This window comes from Kosakonia sp. Marseille-Q7440 (assembly GCF_965119485.1).
In genome coordinates, this window is sequence record NZ_CBCPLT010000001.1 from 108,675 (window position 1) to 126,293 (window position 17,619).

Consider the following 17,619-nt stretch of genomic DNA (forward strand, 5'->3'; position numbering starts at 1 on the left):
TTTCCTTAGGATTATATTTCCGCCGACAGTGCTAGTAGTAAAAGTTCCCGCATCAAACCAGCCAGATTTTGTTCACCGTCTATAAGGGAGTCGCACTGTGAAAAGGTTAAAACCGTTGCTGGCCCGTTCTCTTCCCATCGCCACATTGCGCCAGGATACCCTGGCAGGTGTGGTAGTTTTTCTGGTGGCGCTGCCGCTCTGCCTGGGCATCGCCCACGCCAGCGGGCTACCGCCTTTTGTTGGCCTGCTAACCGGGATCATCGGCGGGCTACTGGTCACCGCGCTAAGTCCGTCGCGTTTTGCCGTCAGCGGCCCGGCTGCCGGGCTGGTAACCATTGTCGTGGCTTCGGTGGAGTCGCTCGGCTCCTTCTCCGCTTTTCTCTTCGCACTGGTGCTGGCAGGCGTGCTGCAACTGGCGATGGGCCTGCTGCGCGCCGGGCGGTTTATCGGGCTGGTGCCCGGTAGCGTGATTAAGGGGATGCTGGCGGCGATCGGTTTGTTGCTGATTATGCAGCAGATCCCGGTCGCGCTTGGTGAAGTGGAGGAGAGCGGTTTAGGCCAGCTCTTCAGCGGTGACTTTACCGTTTCGCTGACCTCGTTATTCGTCGCGGCTGGCGGCCTGCTCCTGTTATGGGGATGGGACTCGGCGGCAATGAAGCGGATCAAAAGCCTGAGCTGGATCCCCGGACCGCTAGTGGCGGTGCTGCTCGGCAGCGTGATGGTGATTGCCTTGAGCTACCTTGCGCCGCATCTGCTTCCCGCGTTACCGCGCATCACCCTGCCGGAGTTTGGCTCCCTTAACGATCTGATGGCCGAACTGGAGGGGCCGGACTGGAGCGCCTGGCAAAACCCGGCGGTCTACACGGTCGCGATCACGCTGGCGCTGGTGGCCAGCCTCGAAACTCTGCTCAGCCAGGAGGCGCTGAAGAAGCTGCGTCCGCAGAACCCGCCGCCGTCGCCGGATAAAGAGCTGGTGGCGCAGGGCGCGGGTAACCTGCTCTCAGGCCTGGTGGGCGCAATGCCGATCACCGCAGTGATTGTGCGCAGTTCGGTCAACGTCAGCAACGGCGCGCAAAGTAAGTTCTCGGTGCTGCTGCACGGCGTACTGCTGCTGGTGTGTGGTCTCTGGTTCGGAGAGCTGTTATCGGTGATCCCGCTGGCGAGCCTCGCCGCCGTGCTGCTATACACTGGCTATAAGCTGGCGACGCCGCGCCTCTTTATCGAGCAGTTTCGCGCCGGTTATCAGCAGTATGTGCCGTTTCTTACCACCGTCGCCGGGATTATCGTTTTCGGCATGTTGATGGGGATTGCGCTGGGGCTGGCGGTGCAGATGGCGCTTAGCCTCTACCACTGCCATCGCAATGCGTTGCAGCTTGCACGTCGCGGCGATCACTATGTGCTGCGCATCCAGCAGAACCTGACCTTTTTGCATAACCCCCGTTTACAGGCGTTGCTGGCGAAGATCCCGGAGCGCAGCGTGGTGGTGGTTGAGCATGAGAACGTCAACTACTTCGATCCGGATGTGAAAGCGGTGCTGCGGGAGTTTGCCAAAACCGCGCCGCAGCGCGGAATCGATCTCAACCAGTGGCCCGCCCGCTAAGCGGGTTACTTGCCTGCCGGCAGCAGCAGCGGTTGTAGCTGCTGCCACACCGCAGGCGTGGCGGCCCAGGCCGTATTGCCGTTGGTTAAGCCATCATTAGCAAGAAAGTCATTGTGCCGACCGCCCGCTTCGCTGATCAGCACCAGCCCGGCCAGCGCATCCCAGCTGTGCAGGTGCGCTTCGTAATAACCGTGCACCAGCCCTGCGGCGACGTGGGCCAGCATCAGCGCACCTGCGCCAAACCGGCGGTGTTCCACGCCCTGATCGAGCAGTTTTTCCAGCGCATCGGTATATTCACGCGGCGCGCGGCGGCTTGAGCGCCCGACGCCGAGCACCACGGCGTCCGGCGAGGGTTCCGTCAGGGTTAAGCGGCGATCGTTAAGGAACGCGCCGTGGCCCGCGCGGGCAAAGAAAAACTCTTCGCGATCCGGCGCGTAGATAATGCCAAGTTCGATGCGATCATTGCGTACCCAGGCGACGGAGATGCACCAGTAATCCATACCAAGAATAAAGTTGGTCGTGCCATCAATCGGGTCGATAACCCAGGTGCCTTCGCTGCCCGGCTCCAGGCCGCGCTCTTCGCCAAGCAGGCCATCCTGCGGGCGCTGCGCCTTCAGCCACTCGCGCAGCTGCGTCTCGACATAAACATCCGCCTGCGAGACAAAATCCTGGCGGCCTTTCTGCTCAACGGTCAGCCCCTTATCACGAAGCTGTTTGGCCTCAAGGCCCAGGCGGCGAATCAGCGCGCAGAGCGCGCGGGTAAACTCTTCTGTCATAGATAGCTCTTAGCCAATGCGTGGCGATGTATGTCGATGAATAAGCTCCACCTTAACCCACTCGACGTGGGAAGGCTGCAACGGATTTTTCGCCCGCTCCAGCAGGCGCGTCAGTGCACGATGGGCGATCTCTGTGGTGTTCTGATGCAGTGTGGTTAACTGGTAGCTGAACTGCCCGCTTTGCGGGGTGTTATCAAAACCGATCAGATGGAAATCGTGCGGTGCCTGTTTGCCACGCTGGCGCATGCCGTCGAGAAAGCCGCAGGCCAGTTGAGCGTTGGCGCAAAAAATGCCGTCGGGCAGTTCAGCGTCGTGCGCCAGCGCCGCCTGCCAACCGCCCGCATAACCCTCTTCATGCGCCATGATGATCTGCAGATGCTGCGCCGTATCAACGCCACCATCCTCTAAAGCCTGCGAGAAGGCCTCACCCCGGCGGCGTCCCGCCCAGGTTGAGCCGTGAGTATTCAGCCAGCCGAAGCGACGACAGCCCGCGCTGAGCAGCTGTTCTGCTGCCAGCTGCGCCCCGGCGCGGTTATCGGAGCAGACGAAATCGACCAGCGGAATATCAGGGTCGCGGTTGATGCCCACCACCGGGATTTGCAGGTTTACGCACTCATTCACAATTGCTTGTGGAGGCTGGCCGGAAGTCACAATTACGCCCGAGACGCGAAACTGGGTAAAACGGCGCAGCGTGGCAACCAGATCCTGCTCGCCGGAAATCTCGGTGACCAGCGCCTGGTAGCCGCGCCGCTGAATTTCATGCAGCAGCTCCTCCAGCAGGCGGCTGCGAAACGGATCGGCAATACGCGCCACAATCACGCCAATCAAATGGCTGCGCTGGCGGTTTAAGCCCTGGGCAAGGAAATTGACCTGATAGCCCAACTCCTGTGCGGCACGCAATACGCGCTCTTTCGTGGCGGGCGAGATACTGCCATTGCTGCTCAGCGCCCGCGAGACCACCGCGCGGGAAACGCCAGCCCGTTTCGCCACATCCTCGGCGGTGACCGTCTGTTTAGCCATAACGAGCCGCCTGCTGCGCGAGGAGATCAAACTGTTTGCCATCCTCACTGAGAAACAGCCCAGGATAGGGTGCGCACGCCTGTGCCAGTGCCGCAAGGGCACTATCATTGCAGTGGTATAAGCCGAGCGCTGAAAGGCGTAATTGCTGATAGAGCGAAAGGCAATCAGGAAAGTCGCCGTGGGAGGCGTCGCTGCCTAACGCCGTCAACGAGGCGCACTCCTGGAAGGCGAGATCAGCATTGTGCATCAGGGCGATACTCTCTGCCGTCGGACGACCATCGCCGCTGTAAAAAAGCGCGCACCCATCAGCCTCAATACGCAGCGCGAGATTAGGAATTTCATGGTGGGTAAAGGCGGTGCGGATCTGCCAACCCTGCCAGTGAAAAGCGGCTTCGCTGTCGCACCACTCAATCGGGAAACTCAGTTCTGTCTGCGGCCAGTTTGCCAGGCTTGCCAGCTGCATCAGTACCGTGCGCTGTTCACGCTGCGACCAGATAATCAGCGGTTTACGCCGCTGAAAGCTTTTCCAGTGATTGAGCAGTGCCGTCAGGCCAGTGCAGTGATCCGGGTGCACATGGGTAAAGTAGAGGGCATCAATCTCGTTAATCTCCAGATTTCGCTGCCAGAGCGCGCGCGGAATAGTGGGGCCGCAGTCAATCAACCATTGGCGCTTCTCCCGGTCGATGACCCGAATAGCGGACGTATTTTGCTGCCGCGAAAAGGCGCTCCCGCACCCCAGCACATCTATTTTCATGTCGCCTCGCTAAAAAGCGTTATCACTTAATCAAATTGTCACAAATAGCGGACAAAGTAGGCTCACATCATGTCGCTACAAAGTTGCATTTTTTTTACAAATAAATGAACACGTGTTCATTGCTAAATAAGATGCGCAACAAGGGATCGCCCGTGAGTTATTTGCATATCGATAAACTAAAAATTTCCTATGGCGAGAAAGTGGTGCTGCACGATATTCATTTATCCGTCGAAAAGGGTGAAATGATTGCGCTGCTTGGCCCCTCCGGCTGCGGAAAAACGACGCTACTCAATGCATTATGCGGTTTTATCGCGGCGCAATCGGGCACGGTGGCAATTAACGATCGGGATATTACGCACCTCACGCCCGAGCAGCGAAATATCACCATGGTGTTCCAGAGTTATGCACTTTGGCCCCACTTCACCGTCGCACAAAATATTGGTTATGGCCTCAAAGTGCGGCGCTGGAAAAAAGAGAATATCCAGCAGCGGGTGCGGGAATTATTACGCATCGTCAACCTTGAACCCTATGCCGAGAGTAAAGTGACGGCGCTTTCCGGCGGCCAACGCCAGCGTGTTGCCCTTGCGCGTGCGCTGGCTATTGAACCGGATGTACTGGTGCTCGACGAGCCGTTATCAAACCTTGATGCCAAAGTGCGCCTCAATGTGCGCCATGAAATTAAAGCGCTGCAAAAGCGCCTCGGTTTTACCTCGCTTATTGTGACGCACGACCAGCAAGAGGCGCTGGTGATGGCCGATCGCATTGCGGTGCTCAATCAAGGGCGCATTGAGCAGATTGGCACGCCGGAGGCGATCTACAACCACCCGGCCACGCCTTTTGTCGCTGATTTTATGGGGGCGGATAACTGCCTGATTGAACAAGAGAGCAGCGATAAACGCCTCTATTTTCGCAGCGCAGATGTGCAGTTGCTGCCCGCAAACGCGCAATACGACTTGCCGCAGGGCCTGGTGCTGGAGGGCGTCGTGGAGGAGAGCGCGTTTCTGGGTCATCACTATCGCCACAGCGTGCGCTGCAACGGGCAGATCCTGCTTGCCGACGCCGAGCAGAATTGGCCTGTGCAAACGCCAGTAAAACTCCATGTCCCGGCACCGGCGCTGCATCGCTTTGAGACCACTTTTTAATGCCAACCAACAGGGCTTCTTTTAGGGGAAAAACATGTCCGTAACAACGAAACTGGCGGTTATCGCCGCGCTCGGTCTGGGCGCTGTCGCGCAGGGCGCACAAGCTGAAACGGTGCTCAATGTGGCAACGGCAGGCGATCAGAATATGGTGGATTACGTAAAAACGTGGCTTGGGCCGAAGTTTGAAGCCGCGCATCCCGGGGTAAAAGTGCAGGTTGTCGGCACCGGCCCTGGCGATGCCGGGTCGAACAAAATCCTCGAAAAACTGAGTGCGCAGCAGGAGAGTGGGGCGAAAAGCTGGGATATCGACGTTGCCGTTGTGCATCAGGCGGTCGGCGGTCAACTGGTGGAGAAAGGGCTGCTGGAGAAGTATCGCCCAGCCATTAACACCGGTTCGCTGGTCAGCGCCGATAACGCGAAAAATGCGCTGGGCGTCAATGTTGATGGCTATGTGATGCCGATGTTCCTTAGCCAGACGGCGATTGCCTATAACAGCGATCTGGTGAGCACACCGCCGAAATCCTATGACGAGCTGGTGCAGTGGTCGGCGAAAAACCCGAAGGCATTTGGCTATAACGGCATTAAAAACGGCATGTCCGGCGTCAGTTTTGTGGTCGGTTGGATCTACGCCTACGGCACCGATGTCGCGCGCTTGTCGGCGCAACCCTACGATAAAAGCGTTGAAAAGAGTTGGGATCAGGCCTTCGCCAAACTGAAAGCGTTCAACCATAACGTCACCTTTACTCCGGGTAACGCTGGCACACTCGATATGCTGAGCCGGGGCGAGATCGCTATGGGGCCAGTATGGGTTGATATGTTCTACAGCTGGCGCGATCAGGGCAAGCTGCCGCCCTCCATCAAGCTGACATTAATCGCGCCAGGTATGCCGGGCCAGCCGATGTACTACGTGGTGCCAGCTCACGCGGCGCAGGCCAAACTGGCGCAGGAGTTTATCGCGCTGGCGACCAGCCCGGAGGTGCAGGCGCAGGGGATTGTGAAGCAGTTCAACTGGTATCCGGGCATCGACGCGAAATATGTCAAAGAGAAGCTGGACGCGGCAACCTGGCAGAAACTGTTCGCCGAGATCTCACCGGAAACGCTGAGCCGCTACGGTAAAAGCTTCCCCATTAATCAGTACTTTACCGATATCAAAGAGGGCTACGAGCGTCAGGTATCGAACTGATTAACCCCATGCCCGGATCGCCGATCCGGGCGTTTAAGTGACTATTCAGGTTTACCATGCGACATACGATGAAATCCCTTTTGCTGGTTGGCCCGGCAACGCTGACCATCGCGGTTCTGTTTCTCTGGCCGCTCGGCTATTCGCTGATCTCGGCTTTTACCGACGAGAGCCACGCGTTAACGCTGGCGCACTTTGCGAAGATGTTCTCGCTCTACTCCAGCGACATCCTGTTTACGGTGATCATTGTGCTGGTATCGCTGGCGATCCTCGCCCTGCTGTCGATAACGATTTCCGCCATCATTGTGCTCTCGCCCTGGCAGGGTATTGTCCGGACACTGGCGTTTCTCTACCGCCTGCCGCTCTTTATTCCCTTTATCGTTACGGCGCAGATGATGCGTACCTTTCTGGCGAAAAACGGTCTGATGAACAATGCGCTGGTGGCCGCCGGGCTGTTAACGCCGACAGAGACCACCTCGCTGCTCGGCTGGAGCGGGATCATTATTACCTTCGTCTGGAAACAGATGGCCTTCTCAACCCTGCTGATTTGCGGGGCGATGGCGGCGGTCGATCGCAGCCATATTCTGGCGGCGCAAAACCTCGGCGCGTCGCGTGTGCGTATTTTGTTCGACATTATTTTGCCGCAGGTTTTACCGACCATCGGCGTGGCGATGGTGCTCTCGACCGTGACGATGATGTCGGTACTTTCGGTACCGTTGATGATTGGCACCGGCACGCCGACCATGATGACGGTAGATATGGCTTTTCGCGTCAACTCGTACGGTGATTACCCGGTCGCCAACGCGATGGGCGTGATCTCTTATCTGATTTGCGCTGCGCTGTCGTGGTTCTATTTACGCCATACGTTGCAGGCAAAAGGGGAGCAGGCATGAACCGGTTACGGCAAAAAATTCGCGGCAGCTTTCTTTTACAAACGCTGCTGCTCACCTTTCTGGTGCTGGCGCTGTTCGGGCCGCTGCTTAATTTACTGATCTGGACGGTGGCGGAGAGCTGGTTTTTTCCCCATGCGCTGCCGAGCCAGTGGGGGCTGAAATACTGGAATCAGGTATTTAGCCCCTATAGCGACATCTCCGGCTCGCTGGGGATAAGCGTGCTGATTGCGCTGCTGTCGGTGCTGGTCTGTCTGCTGATTTCGGTGCCGGCGGGTTATGCGCTTGCGCAGCGAGGAATGCCGTGGCGCGCCTTCTTTATGCTGCTCTTTTTGATTCCGCAGGCCTTTCCGAATCTGACGGTCTATATGAACGTGGCGCGGCTTTTTTATCAGTGGGGATTAAACGGCACGATTGCCGGGGTGGTGCTGGTGCACAGCGTGCATGGGTTGATCTACTCAATCTGGATCAGCGTTGCGGCGTTCTCGTCACTCGATCCGCTGCTGGCGAGGGCTTCGCGCAATCTGGGTGCCGGGCCGCTCTATACCTTTTTCCACATTACGCTGCCGCAGGCGGCGCCGGGGTTGATTGCGGCGAGTATCTTCGTCTTTCTGGAGTCGCTGGATGAGTTCACCGCCACCTTTTTTGTCGGCGCGCCGGATATCACCACTTTACCGATCCTGCTCTATACCGCCAGTATGTCCGGGAATTATCAGATCTCGTCGATTACGGCGCTGATTCTGTTAATGCCGTCGGTGCTCTTTATGCTGGTTATTCAGAAATTTATGCGCCCGGAGATGCTGTCAAAGCTGGGAAAATAGCGCTTTGCTGGGGGTATCATCCGGGCCAGCTGCTTATCAGGTCATCACCATTGGCCACTCTGGCGGTGCGTTGCGGGTCATCTCTTCCCACACCGACGCAAAGTGTTGCCAGATTTTGGCGAAATCCATCACCGACAGGCCAAGCAGGCCGGTGGCAAACCAGCAGGCGGCTGCCAGCCCCATGCCGCTGCTGATCACCGCAAGCCCGAAGTAATCGGAACGGCGAAAACGAATGTTCAGCGTACTGGCCATAAACATTAAAAGTGCGCTCAATAACTGCCAGCGGAACAGCACCACGCTGGTGGTAAGGGTTGCCATCTTACTATCCTCAGGAGAATCAAACACCTGGCGAGCAAAGGCCTGCGCAGCGTGCGAAAGCAGTTGTCCGTCGGGTTAACACAACAATGTAAAAGTGGGGTTCCGCATACACGGAATTTGTGAACTCTATCACATTTGCTGTTTTATTCACCAGTACAAAAAGAGAGCTTTTTTAGTTTTTTAAGTCGGCAAAAAGCGGCTTGATACATTATCGTGGTCAGGCGAGATCGATCTTATTCAATATTTTTATTTAACTAACCCTCGCATGGAAATAAGAAATAAATTTTACATAAGCGCAGCAATAAAACGACAAAATCGCGATAATCATGGTCATGAGGATGTTCTGATTGTGGAAAAGCGCGGCGCATAAATTGCGCTACTTTTCGCCAGATAATTAAGGCGACTTATATTATTAAGCGTGAGTACATTATAACTTAACTATTAAGTACCAGTTTATGCTATGGCTACTTTTAGCCGGATAATTGAGTGAAAAATAGACAATATGGACGCTGTATTACCTATATGGTCACGCTCTCTTATTCGCGGCCGCTTCGCCTGGTGAACGGCAGGGCGAAATATTTAGTTAAATATAAAACCAGGGGCACACTTTTAGTTTGCCTTACGGTGGAATATTCTCAGCATCGTTAAATATCAGGATCCGGAAGAGAAAAGTCAGTTGCTAATGATCAGGGTTTGATGCAACGTAATCACCTGTTTCTAAAAGCCTCCTGCCCAACAATATAAAAGGCACATAAAATGCATGGATTTCGGCGGACATGAAGCTCAGTGTGCCTCGTAAATTGCTCAGAATTAGCGGAATGATACTGGTGGTTCTTATCCCGGTAATGATCTCGCTATGGGTTGCGCATATCCACGCTGTAAAAGATACGCGCACGCACCTGCGCGCATTTGCCCGCCAGGCACTGAATAAAACCGATCTCGTTATCCAGCAGGCAGATAGCGTGCGCCGCGCGGCGGAGGCCTATCGCGGCACGCCGTGTACGCCGCAACATCGTGCCCTGATGCTTAATATTGTTCACGGCAGCCAGTATGTCGCCGACCTTATTTATGCCGAGGGCAACCACTTTTTATGTTCCAGCGCCGTTACGCCCGCGCAATCGTATGCTATTTCACCAGCGGACTATCAGGGGCAGCATGGCACGGCGCTCTATTACTATCGCGATACCCCTTTTTATGCTGGCTATAAAATGGTCTATGTGCAGCGGGGAAATTATGTCGCGGTGATTAACCCGCTCACCTATAGCGATGTGACATCAGACGATCCGCGTCTGGCGTATGGCGTTTACGATACACGCTCCGGCGGCTTTTTCTCCCTCAGCAAGAACGCCCATCTGAAGACCTTTGCCTCGCTAATTCATCGCCAGGATAGCTCTTTCTTACTGGGCGACCGCTTTTATACCATTGCGTACGCATCTTCCCGGCCGATCGCCATTATTGTTTCGACGTCGCGCGAAAACTATTTCCACTCCCTCTACCGGCAGGCGGTTTTTACGCTGCCGTTAGGGATGATCTGTAGCGCGCTCATCTTTTTTATCTGGACGCGAACACGGCGGGAATTTACTTCCCCGCGCCGCAGGCTCCACCGCGCTCTAACCCGTCGTCAGCTTCGCCTTCATTACCAACCTATTATTGATATTAAAAACGGCACCTGCGTCGGTGCCGAGGCGCTATTGCGCTGGCCCGGTTTTAACGGCCAGGTGATGAGCCCGACGGAGTTTATTCCGCTGGCAGAAAAAGAGGGGATGATTGAGCGCGTGACGGATTATGTCGTCGATGAGGTGTTCAACGATTTAGGGGATTTTCTGGCGGTGGTGCCGAATCTCTATATCTCCATCAACCTGTCGGCCTCTGACTTCCACTCGTCGCGCTTAATTTCGCTGATTGCCAACAAAGCGCGCGACTATGCGGTGCGCGCCGAGCAGATCAAAATTGAAGTGACCGAGCGTGGCTTTATCGATGTGCCAAAAACCACGCCGGTGATCCAGGCGTTTCGCCAGGCGGGGTATGAAGTGGCGATCGATGATTTCGGCACCGGCTACTCCAACCTGCACAATCTCTACTCGCTGAACGTCGATATCCTGAAGATCGACAAATCCTTTATCGACACGCTCTCCACTAACAGCACCAGCCACTTAATTGCGGAACATATTATTGATATGGCGCAGAGCCTGCGGCTGAAGATTATTGCGGAAGGGGTGGAGACGGCAGAGCAGGTCGCCTGGCTGCTTAAGCGCGGCGTGCAGTTTTGCCAGGGGTGGCACTTTGCGAAGGCGCTGCCGCCACAGGAGTTTAAACGCTGGGTGCAGCAGCCGCCTTCGCTAAAGTGAGTTACGCCTGGTGGCGATAGTCGCTCGGCGTACGATCAAACTCGCGGCGGAAGACGCGCGAAAAAGTCTGCTGCGAGACGTAACCCAAATCCATCGCAATATCAAAAATCGGCCGTTTAGTGGTGCGCAGCGCTTCGGCGGCCAGCAGCAGGCGGCGCTGACGAATATACTCCCCGAGCGTCTGATGCATCACGGTGCGGAACATCCTCTGTAAGTACCACTTTGAATAGCCTGACTTTTTGGCGACAACATCAATGTTCATTGGTTGGTCGATATGTTCATCAATCCATTCAATCAAGGTCTGAATAATCTGCTGATGGGACATAAAGCTTCCTCTTTCCCGATTCGTCGTTTTGTCTGCGGGCGAGTATAATTCCTCAAGTTAACTTGAGGTAAAGAGGTTTTATGGAAAAGAAAACGCCGCGAATCAAAGCCCTTCTCAGCCCCGGTGAAGTGGCGAAGCGCAGCGGGGTCGCCGTCTCGACGCTGCACTTTTATGAAAGCAAAGGGCTGATAAAAAGTTCACGCAATGCCGGTAATCAGCGGCGTTATCAGCGCGATGTATTGCGCCATGTAGCGATTATCAAAATCGCGCAGCGTATCGGCATCCCGCTGGCGACCATCGGCGAGGCCTTCGGCGTACTGCCGGAAGGGCACGCGCTGAGCAAAAAGGAGTGGAAGGCGCTCTCGTCCCAGTGGCGTGAAGAGCTGGACAGACGTATCCATACGCTGGTCGCTCTGCGCGATGAACTCGATGGCTGCATCGGCTGCGGCTGCCTGTCGCGCAGCGACTGCCCGCTACGCAACCCTGGCGATACGCTGGGCAAACAGGGGCCTGGCGCGCGGTTGCTGGAAGATGAGTGAGCCTAAAAAAACTAAAGCGCCCGCTGGGGCGCTTTAGTCGTTTTCCGGTCATTGTCTTTCGCTCTATCCCGCATCGAAACGGGAGGGTTTCCCCCGACATCAACACCCCTTGTGTAGCGAGTAAGGTTCCGGTTTGTGCTGACACTGTAAGTATAGTTGCGCGTAGCGATTGTGCTTCTTTTTTGAACAGCTTTATTATGATTTTTTCGGCGCTTTGCCCGCGCTTCTCTATAGTTAAAACGAATATAAACGCGGGAGAGAGTCATGCTTACAGTGCACCATCTGAATAAATCGCGCTCGCAGCGCATCCTCTGGGCGCTGGAAGAGCTGGGCGTTCCCTACAATATCGTGCGTTATGAGCGGCAGAAAAACATGCTGGCACCGGACGAGCTGAAAAAGATCCACCCGCTGGGAAAATCGCCGGTAGTGGAAGATAACGGCTTTATCCTCGCCGAATCGGGGGCGATCCTCGAATACCTGCAAGAGACCTACGACACGGAGCAGCGCTTCAAGCCGCACGAGGCGCAGCAGAAAATCGATTACCGCTTCTGGCTGCACTATGCGGAGGGCTCGCTGATGCCGCTGCTATTAATGAAGCTGGTGGTGGGGCAACTCGGCAAACCGCCGGTGCCGTTCGGCGTGCGCAGCGTCGGCAAGCTGATTGGTAAGGGAATCGAAAACGCGTTTCTCAATAAGCAACTGGAGACCCACGCCCGCTTTATTGAAGGGGAGCTGGCGCACCGCCCATGGTTTGCCGGTGATGAACTGAGCATGGCGGATGTGCAGATGAGCTTCCCGGTATTTGCGCTGCTGTCGCGCGGTGGCATTGAGAATCTGCCTAATTTGCAGGCGTGGAAAAAACGCGTCGAAATGCGCCCGACCTGGAAACGTGCCATTGAACAAGGCGGCCCCTTCTCGCTGCCCGGCGAGTGAGAATGTTCGTAGAATGTTGCAAAGTTGCGCATCGACGATAACGTTTGCGCATCCGGCGGGTAGTTCTTAGCCGCTTTCGGCGATATTTGGCAGAAAGCGGCAAAGTTTGGTTGAAAAGCGGCGTATAAACCCTGGATAATCGTTTGCCTTTTTTTGACCACCCGTTGGATGCGCGGAGTTAAACGTTTGCTTTTTTGTGGCCCTTTGCCACAACGCAGCACAGGGAGAAGACGTTTGACCGGCAGTGGACTGTCCACCACGCATGCCAACGCACAATAAAATTCTCAGGGGATGTATCTATGTCTACGCCATCTGCGCGTACCGGCGGTTCGCTTGACGCACTGTTCAAAATTTCTGCCCGTGGCAGCACCGTTCGTCAGGAGATCGTGGCCGGTTTAACCACCTTCCTGGCGATGGTTTACTCCGTCATCGTGGTGCCCGGCATGCTGGGCAAAGCCGGTTTCCCGCCGGCCGCCGTTTTCGTTGCCACCTGCCTGGTTGCCGGTGTCGGCTCCATCGTGATGGGGCTGTGGGCCAACCTGCCGCTGGCTATCGGTTGTGCGATTTCCCTTACCGCTTTTACCGCGTTCAGCCTGGTGCTGGGGCAGCAGATCAGCGTCCCGGTCGCGCTCGGCGCGGTGTTCCTGATGGGTGTGCTGTTTACCGTTATCTCCGCTACCGGCATTCGCAGCTGGATTTTGCGTAACCTGCCGCAGGGCGTTGCGCACGGCACCGGCATTGGTATCGGCCTGTTTCTGCTGCTGATCGCCGCCAACGGCGTCGGCCTTGTGGTTAAAAACCCGATTGACGGTCTGCCGGTTGCCCTTGGCCACTTCGCCAGCTTCCCGGTGATCATGTCGCTGATTGGCCTGGCGGTGATTATCGGTCTGGAGAAGCTAAAAGTGCCGGGCGGCATTCTGCTGACCATTATCGGCATCTCCGTCGTTGGCCTGATTTTCGACCCGACCGTGCACTTCTCCGGTATTTTCGCCATGCCATCCCTGAGCGATGACAAAGGCAACTCGCTGATTGGCAGCCTCGATATTATGGGCGCGCTCAACCCGGTGGTGCTGCCAAGCGTGCTGGCGCTGGTGATGACGGCGGTGTTTGACGCTACCGGCACCATTCGCGCGGTCGCAGGGCAGGCGAACCTGCTGGATAAAGATGGGCAGATTATCGATGGCGGCAAAGCGCTGACCACCGACTCCCTGAGCAGCGTCTTCTCTGGTCTGGTTGGCGCGGCGCCGGCTGCGGTCTATATCGAATCGGCGGCGGGCACCGCGGCGGGCGGCAAAACCGGCCTGACGGCGATCACCGTCGGCGTGCTATTTATGCTGATCCTGTTCCTCTCTCCGCTCTCTTACCTGGTGCCGGCGTACGCCACCGCACCGGCGCTGATGTATGTTGGTCTGCTGATGCTGAGCAACGTGGCGAAAATCGATTTCGCCGACTTCGTTGACGCCATGTCGGGCCTTATTACCGCGGTGTTTATTGTGCTCACCTGTAACATTGTGACCGGTATTATGATCGGCTTCGCCTCGCTGGTGATTGGCCGCGTGGTTTCCGGTGAATGGCGCAAGCTGAACATCGGCACCGTGGTGATCGCTATCGCGCTGGTGGCGTTCTATGCCGGCGGCTGGGCTATCTAATCATTAAACATTCGGACAATGGGCAACTTCGGTTGCCCATTTTTTTGCCCACAGCCCGGTTGCTTTGCGTTAAGCTGAAAGACCCCGTCTCAGGTCTGATGCGGGTATAACAACACACTGCAAACAGGGAACGCATGGAAATCTTCTTTACCATTCTCATCATGACCCTTGTGGTATCGCTCTCCGGTGTTATCACTCGAGTTCTGCCGTTTCAAATCCCCTTACCGCTGATGCAGATCGCCATCGGCGCGTTACTCGCCTTACCGACCTTCGGTTTGCACGTTGAGTTCGACCCGGAACTCTTCCTCGTGCTGTTTATTCCGCCGCTGCTCTTTGCCGACGGCTGGAAAACGCCGACGCGCGAATTCCTTGAGCACGGGCGCGAGATATTTGGTCTTGCGCTGGCACTGGTGCTGGTCACCGTGGTGGGTATCGGCTTCTTAATTTACTGGATGGTGCCGGGCATCCCGCTGGTGCCCGCCTTTGCGCTGGCCGCGGTGTTGTCGCCAACCGATGCGGTGGCGCTCTCTGGCATCGTCGGCGAAGGACGCATCCCGAAAAAGATCATGGGCATCCTGCAGGGTGAGGCGCTGATGAATGACGCCTCCGGCCTGGTGTCGCTGAAGTTCGCGGTCGCCGTGGCAATGGGCACGATGGTCTTTACCGTCGGCGGCGCCACGGTCGAGTTCTTCAAAGTGGCAATTGGCGGCCTGCTGGCCGGCTTCGCCGTCAGCTGGCTCTATGGCCGTTCGCTGCGTTTCCTCAGCCGCTGGGGCGGGGACGAACCGGCCACGCAAATCGTGCTGCTGTTCCTGCTGCCGTTCGCCTCTTACCTGATTGCCGAGCATATCGGCTTCTCCGGCATTCTTGCCGCCGTCGCCGCCGGGATGACCATCACCCGCTCCGGCGTGATGCGTAGCGCGCCGCTGGCGATGCGCCTGCGCGCAAACAGCACCTGGTCGATGCTGGAGTTTGTCTTTAACGGCATGGTGTTCCTGCTGTTGGGCCTGCAACTGCCAGGGATTCTGGAGTCCTCGCTGGTGGCGGCAGAAGCCGATCCGAACGTTGAAACCTGGATGCTGTTTACCGATATCCTGCTGATTTACGCCGCGCTGATGCTGGTGCGTTTTGGCTGGCTGTGGGTGATGAAGAACTTCAGCCGCCGCTTCCTGACCAACAAGCCGATGGAGTTCGGCGCATGGAGCACCCGCGAGCTGCTGATTGCCACCTTTGCCGGTGTGCGCGGGGCGATTACCCTCGCCGGTGTGCTGTCGATTCCGCTCCTGCTGCCGACCGGCGATGTTTTCCCGGCGCGTTATGAGCTGGTGTTCCTCGCCGCCGGGGTGATCCTCTTTTCGCTCTTTGTCGGCGTGATTGCCCTGCCGATGCTGTTGCAGCGTATTGAAGTGCGTGACCACGCCCAGCAGCAGAAAGAGGAGCGCATGGCGCGCGCGGCGACCGCCGATGTGGCGATTGTGGCAATCCAGAAGATGGAAGAGCGCCTGGCAGCAGATACCGAAGAGAATATCGATACCCAGCTGCTGACGGAGGTGAGTTCGCGGGTAATTGGTAATCTGCGCCGCCGCGCCGATGGTCGCAATGATGTGGAAAACACGCTGCAGGAAGAGAACCTCGAACGCCGCTTCCGCCTGGCGGCGCTGCGCTCGGAGCGTGCTGAGCTTTACCATCTGCGCGCCACCCGCCAGATCAGTAACGAGACGCTGCAAAAGATGCTGCATGACCTCGATCTGCTGGAAGCGCTGCTGATCGAGAACAAGTAAGCAAGACAGCAATGCCGGATGGCGGCTGCGCCTTATCCGGCCTACAAAACCGTAGGCATGATGCCAACTCGTAGGCATGATGCCAACCCGTAGGCCTGATAAGCGCAGCGCCATCAGGCACTAAACGGCTCCGATGCCTCTCTTTATGCGCCGTGCGCCGCCTTTCTTAACCGCGCGACCAACTCAAACTCGTTGAAATTGACCGGCCGCTGCTGCTGGAGAGAGATATTGCCCGCAATGCCGGTCAATATCGACATCGCCCCCGCGCGGTGATCGGCTGCGCGTTGCAATGGATCATGCTCCGGTGTGCCAAACAGATCCGCCAGCATTGCGTTATCCCCGCCGCCGTGCCCGCCTTCGCCGAGGGTAAACTCCGCTTTCCACGGCGCGGCAAACATCGGGAAAACGGTGATATCACACGAAGTCAGGCTCCCCTCATTCGCGCGCTCGCCGCCCGCGTTCACATAGGATTTCTCGACGATTTTCATCTCCAGCCGCCCGAGGCTGCCGTTAAACACCACGTTCAGCCCTTCCCACGGCAGATAGGTGTTGAGCGAGTAGGTCAGCTGGCACTGATTCTGGTACTTCACCAGCACCGACATCGTATCTTCAATGGTGATGCCGTCGCTGAACACGCTCTGATCGCGCCAGTAGTTATCCTCATGTTCCGCATCAAGATAGAGCGCTTTTAACTACGGGTTGTCGGCCATATGCAGCGCAAACGGATCGTCCTGGGCAGCGGCATAGCCGTGCGTGCGCGGGTAGAAGTGCGTCACGCCGCGCTTTTCGGCATTCTCTTTGCCGTAAAAGCGCAGGCCGCCCTCGGCGTAGACCCGCAGTGGGAAGCTGTCGAGCCAGAAGTTCATCAGATCGAAATGGTGGGTCGATTTATGCACCAGCAGGCCGCCGCTGTTGCGCTTCTCCCGGTGCCAGCGGCGAAAGTAGTCCGCGCCATGTTCGGTATTGAGCAGCCACTCAAAATGCACTGAGTAGACATCGCCGATGGTGTTGTTCATCAGCAGTTCACGCACTTTGCTGTGGTGCGGCGCATAGCGATAGTTGAAGGCCACGCGCACGGTTTTGCCCGTCTCTTCAATGGCATCAAGAATACGCAGCGCGCGCGTCTCATCGATGGTCATCGGTTTTTCGGTGATCACATCGCAGCCCGCGCGCAGGGCGCGCACGATATAGTCATCGTGGGTTCTGTCCATGGTGGTGACGATAATCGTATCGGGCCGCGTTTCGCGGATCATCGCCTCAAACTGCGCAGCAAGCCATGTGGGAACAGAAGCCGCGCCCTCCTGCATTAATAGCTGGTTGGCGTAATCCATCCGCGTCTGGTTGGTATCGCAGAACGCCACCATGCGGGCATTCTCCCTCCACTGGCCGCCAATGGCGGAGATATACAAACCGGCACGCCCGCCCGTGCCCACTAACGCATAGCTCTTCATCGCATCCTCTCTTATGAATTGACCGGCTGAATTAATGGAACGTTGTTTCAATTCGATGAGGTTACTGTAGCGCGATGGCGAAATATGCCTAT

General features: G+C 56.7%; 15 protein-coding genes and 1 pseudogene. 10 read left to right on the top strand and 6 right to left on the bottom strand.

What is annotated here, in order from left to right; genetic code table 11:
* Positions 1 to 136: 136 nt before the first annotated feature.
* Positions 137 to 1,600 (top strand): SulP family inorganic anion transporter, encoded by a 1,464-nt coding sequence (locus ACWPW2_RS00500; protein ID WP_454123553.1) that lies wholly within the window; start codon positions 137 to 139, stop codon positions 1,598 to 1,600.
* A gap of 5 nt (positions 1,601 to 1,605) precedes the next feature.
* Here ACWPW2_RS00500 and ACWPW2_RS00505 read toward each other — a convergent pair whose 3' ends face one another.
* The 3 genes from ACWPW2_RS00505 to ACWPW2_RS00515 are packed head-to-tail and all read right to left on the bottom strand — an operon-like array spanning position 1,606 to position 4,150.
* Entirely contained in the window at positions 1,606 to 2,376 is a 771-nt protein-coding gene (locus tag ACWPW2_RS00505; protein WP_454121257.1) for an inositol monophosphatase family protein, read from the bottom strand.
* Positions 2,377 to 2,385: 9 nt separating this feature from the next.
* Positions 2,386 to 3,396: a LacI family DNA-binding transcriptional regulator gene (locus tag ACWPW2_RS00510; RefSeq protein WP_270221116.1), complete on the bottom strand. Its 1,011-nt coding sequence runs from the start codon at positions 3,394 to 3,396 to the stop codon at positions 2,386 to 2,388.
* A complete protein-coding gene (locus tag ACWPW2_RS00515; protein ID WP_454121259.1) occupies positions 3,389 to 4,150 on the bottom strand; it encodes an MBL fold metallo-hydrolase in 762 nt (253 codons plus the stop codon). Before ACWPW2_RS00515 ends, ACWPW2_RS00510 begins: the two co-directional genes overlap by 8 nt.
* 152 nt (positions 4,151 to 4,302) lie before the next feature.
* Here ACWPW2_RS00515 and ACWPW2_RS00520 point away from each other — a divergent pair, with 152 nt between their 5' ends.
* Genes ACWPW2_RS00520 through ACWPW2_RS00535 form a run of 4 tightly spaced genes read left to right on the top strand, consistent with a single transcriptional unit; the run spans position 4,303 to position 8,183 of the window.
* Entirely contained in the window at positions 4,303 to 5,292 is a 990-nt protein-coding gene (locus tag ACWPW2_RS00520; protein WP_454121260.1) for an ABC transporter ATP-binding protein, read from the top strand.
* 34 nt (positions 5,293 to 5,326) lie between these two features.
* A complete protein-coding gene (locus ACWPW2_RS00525; protein ID WP_454121261.1) occupies positions 5,327 to 6,475 on the top strand; it encodes an ABC transporter substrate-binding protein in 1,149 nt (382 codons plus the stop codon).
* A 56-nt stretch (positions 6,476 to 6,531) separates the two neighbouring features.
* A complete protein-coding gene (locus tag ACWPW2_RS00530; protein ID WP_454121262.1) occupies positions 6,532 to 7,365 on the top strand; it encodes an ABC transporter permease in 834 nt (277 codons plus the stop codon).
* Positions 7,362 to 8,183 (top strand): ABC transporter permease, encoded by an 822-nt coding sequence (locus ACWPW2_RS00535; protein ID WP_454121263.1) that lies wholly within the window; start codon positions 7,362 to 7,364, stop codon positions 8,181 to 8,183. The genes ACWPW2_RS00530 and ACWPW2_RS00535 overlap by 4 nt, the downstream gene beginning before the upstream one ends.
* Positions 8,184 to 8,219: 36 nt before the next feature.
* On the opposite strand, the gene ACWPW2_RS00540 is transcribed toward ACWPW2_RS00535, so the two are convergent.
* Positions 8,220 to 8,501, bottom strand: coding sequence for a YjcB family protein (locus ACWPW2_RS00540; protein WP_023478396.1), 282 nt, complete (start codon positions 8,499 to 8,501; stop codon positions 8,220 to 8,222).
* A gap of 776 nt (positions 8,502 to 9,277) precedes the next feature.
* Here ACWPW2_RS00540 and ACWPW2_RS00545 point away from each other — a divergent pair.
* On the top strand, positions 9,278 to 10,849 hold the full coding sequence (locus tag ACWPW2_RS00545; protein WP_454121264.1) for an EAL domain-containing protein: 1,572 nt from the start codon (positions 9,278 to 9,280) through the stop codon (positions 10,847 to 10,849).
* A gap of 1 nt (position 10,850) precedes the next feature.
* On the opposite strand, the gene soxS is transcribed toward ACWPW2_RS00545, so the two are convergent.
* Positions 10,851 to 11,174: a superoxide response transcriptional regulator SoxS gene (gene soxS / locus ACWPW2_RS00550; protein WP_023478478.1), complete on the bottom strand. Its 324-nt coding sequence runs from the start codon at positions 11,172 to 11,174 to the stop codon at positions 10,851 to 10,853.
* A gap of 80 nt (positions 11,175 to 11,254) precedes the next feature.
* Between soxS and soxR the strand changes: the two genes are divergently transcribed.
* The 4 genes from soxR (at position 11,255) to ACWPW2_RS00570 (ending at position 16,076) form a co-directional block, all read left to right on the top strand.
* Positions 11,255 to 11,713, top strand: coding sequence for a redox-sensitive transcriptional activator SoxR (gene soxR / locus ACWPW2_RS00555; RefSeq protein ID WP_187800920.1), 459 nt, complete (start codon positions 11,255 to 11,257; stop codon positions 11,711 to 11,713).
* 264 nt (positions 11,714 to 11,977) lie between these two features.
* Positions 11,978 to 12,646 (top strand): glutathione S-transferase family protein, encoded by a 669-nt coding sequence (locus ACWPW2_RS00560; RefSeq protein WP_023478494.1) that lies wholly within the window; start codon positions 11,978 to 11,980, stop codon positions 12,644 to 12,646.
* 299 nt (positions 12,647 to 12,945) lie between these two features.
* On the top strand, positions 12,946 to 14,295 hold the full coding sequence (ghxP, locus tag ACWPW2_RS00565; RefSeq protein ID WP_023478454.1) for a guanine/hypoxanthine transporter GhxP: 1,350 nt from the start codon (positions 12,946 to 12,948) through the stop codon (positions 14,293 to 14,295).
* A gap of 134 nt (positions 14,296 to 14,429) precedes the next feature.
* Positions 14,430 to 16,076: a Na+/H+ antiporter gene (locus ACWPW2_RS00570; RefSeq protein WP_023478511.1), complete on the top strand. Its 1,647-nt coding sequence runs from the start codon at positions 14,430 to 14,432 to the stop codon at positions 16,074 to 16,076.
* 143 nt (positions 16,077 to 16,219) lie between these two features.
* Here ACWPW2_RS00570 and ACWPW2_RS00575 read toward each other — a convergent pair.
* Positions 16,220 to 17,527, bottom strand: a pseudogene (locus tag ACWPW2_RS00575) (Gfo/Idh/MocA family protein).
* Between the last annotated feature and the right edge of the window lie 92 nt (positions 17,528 to 17,619).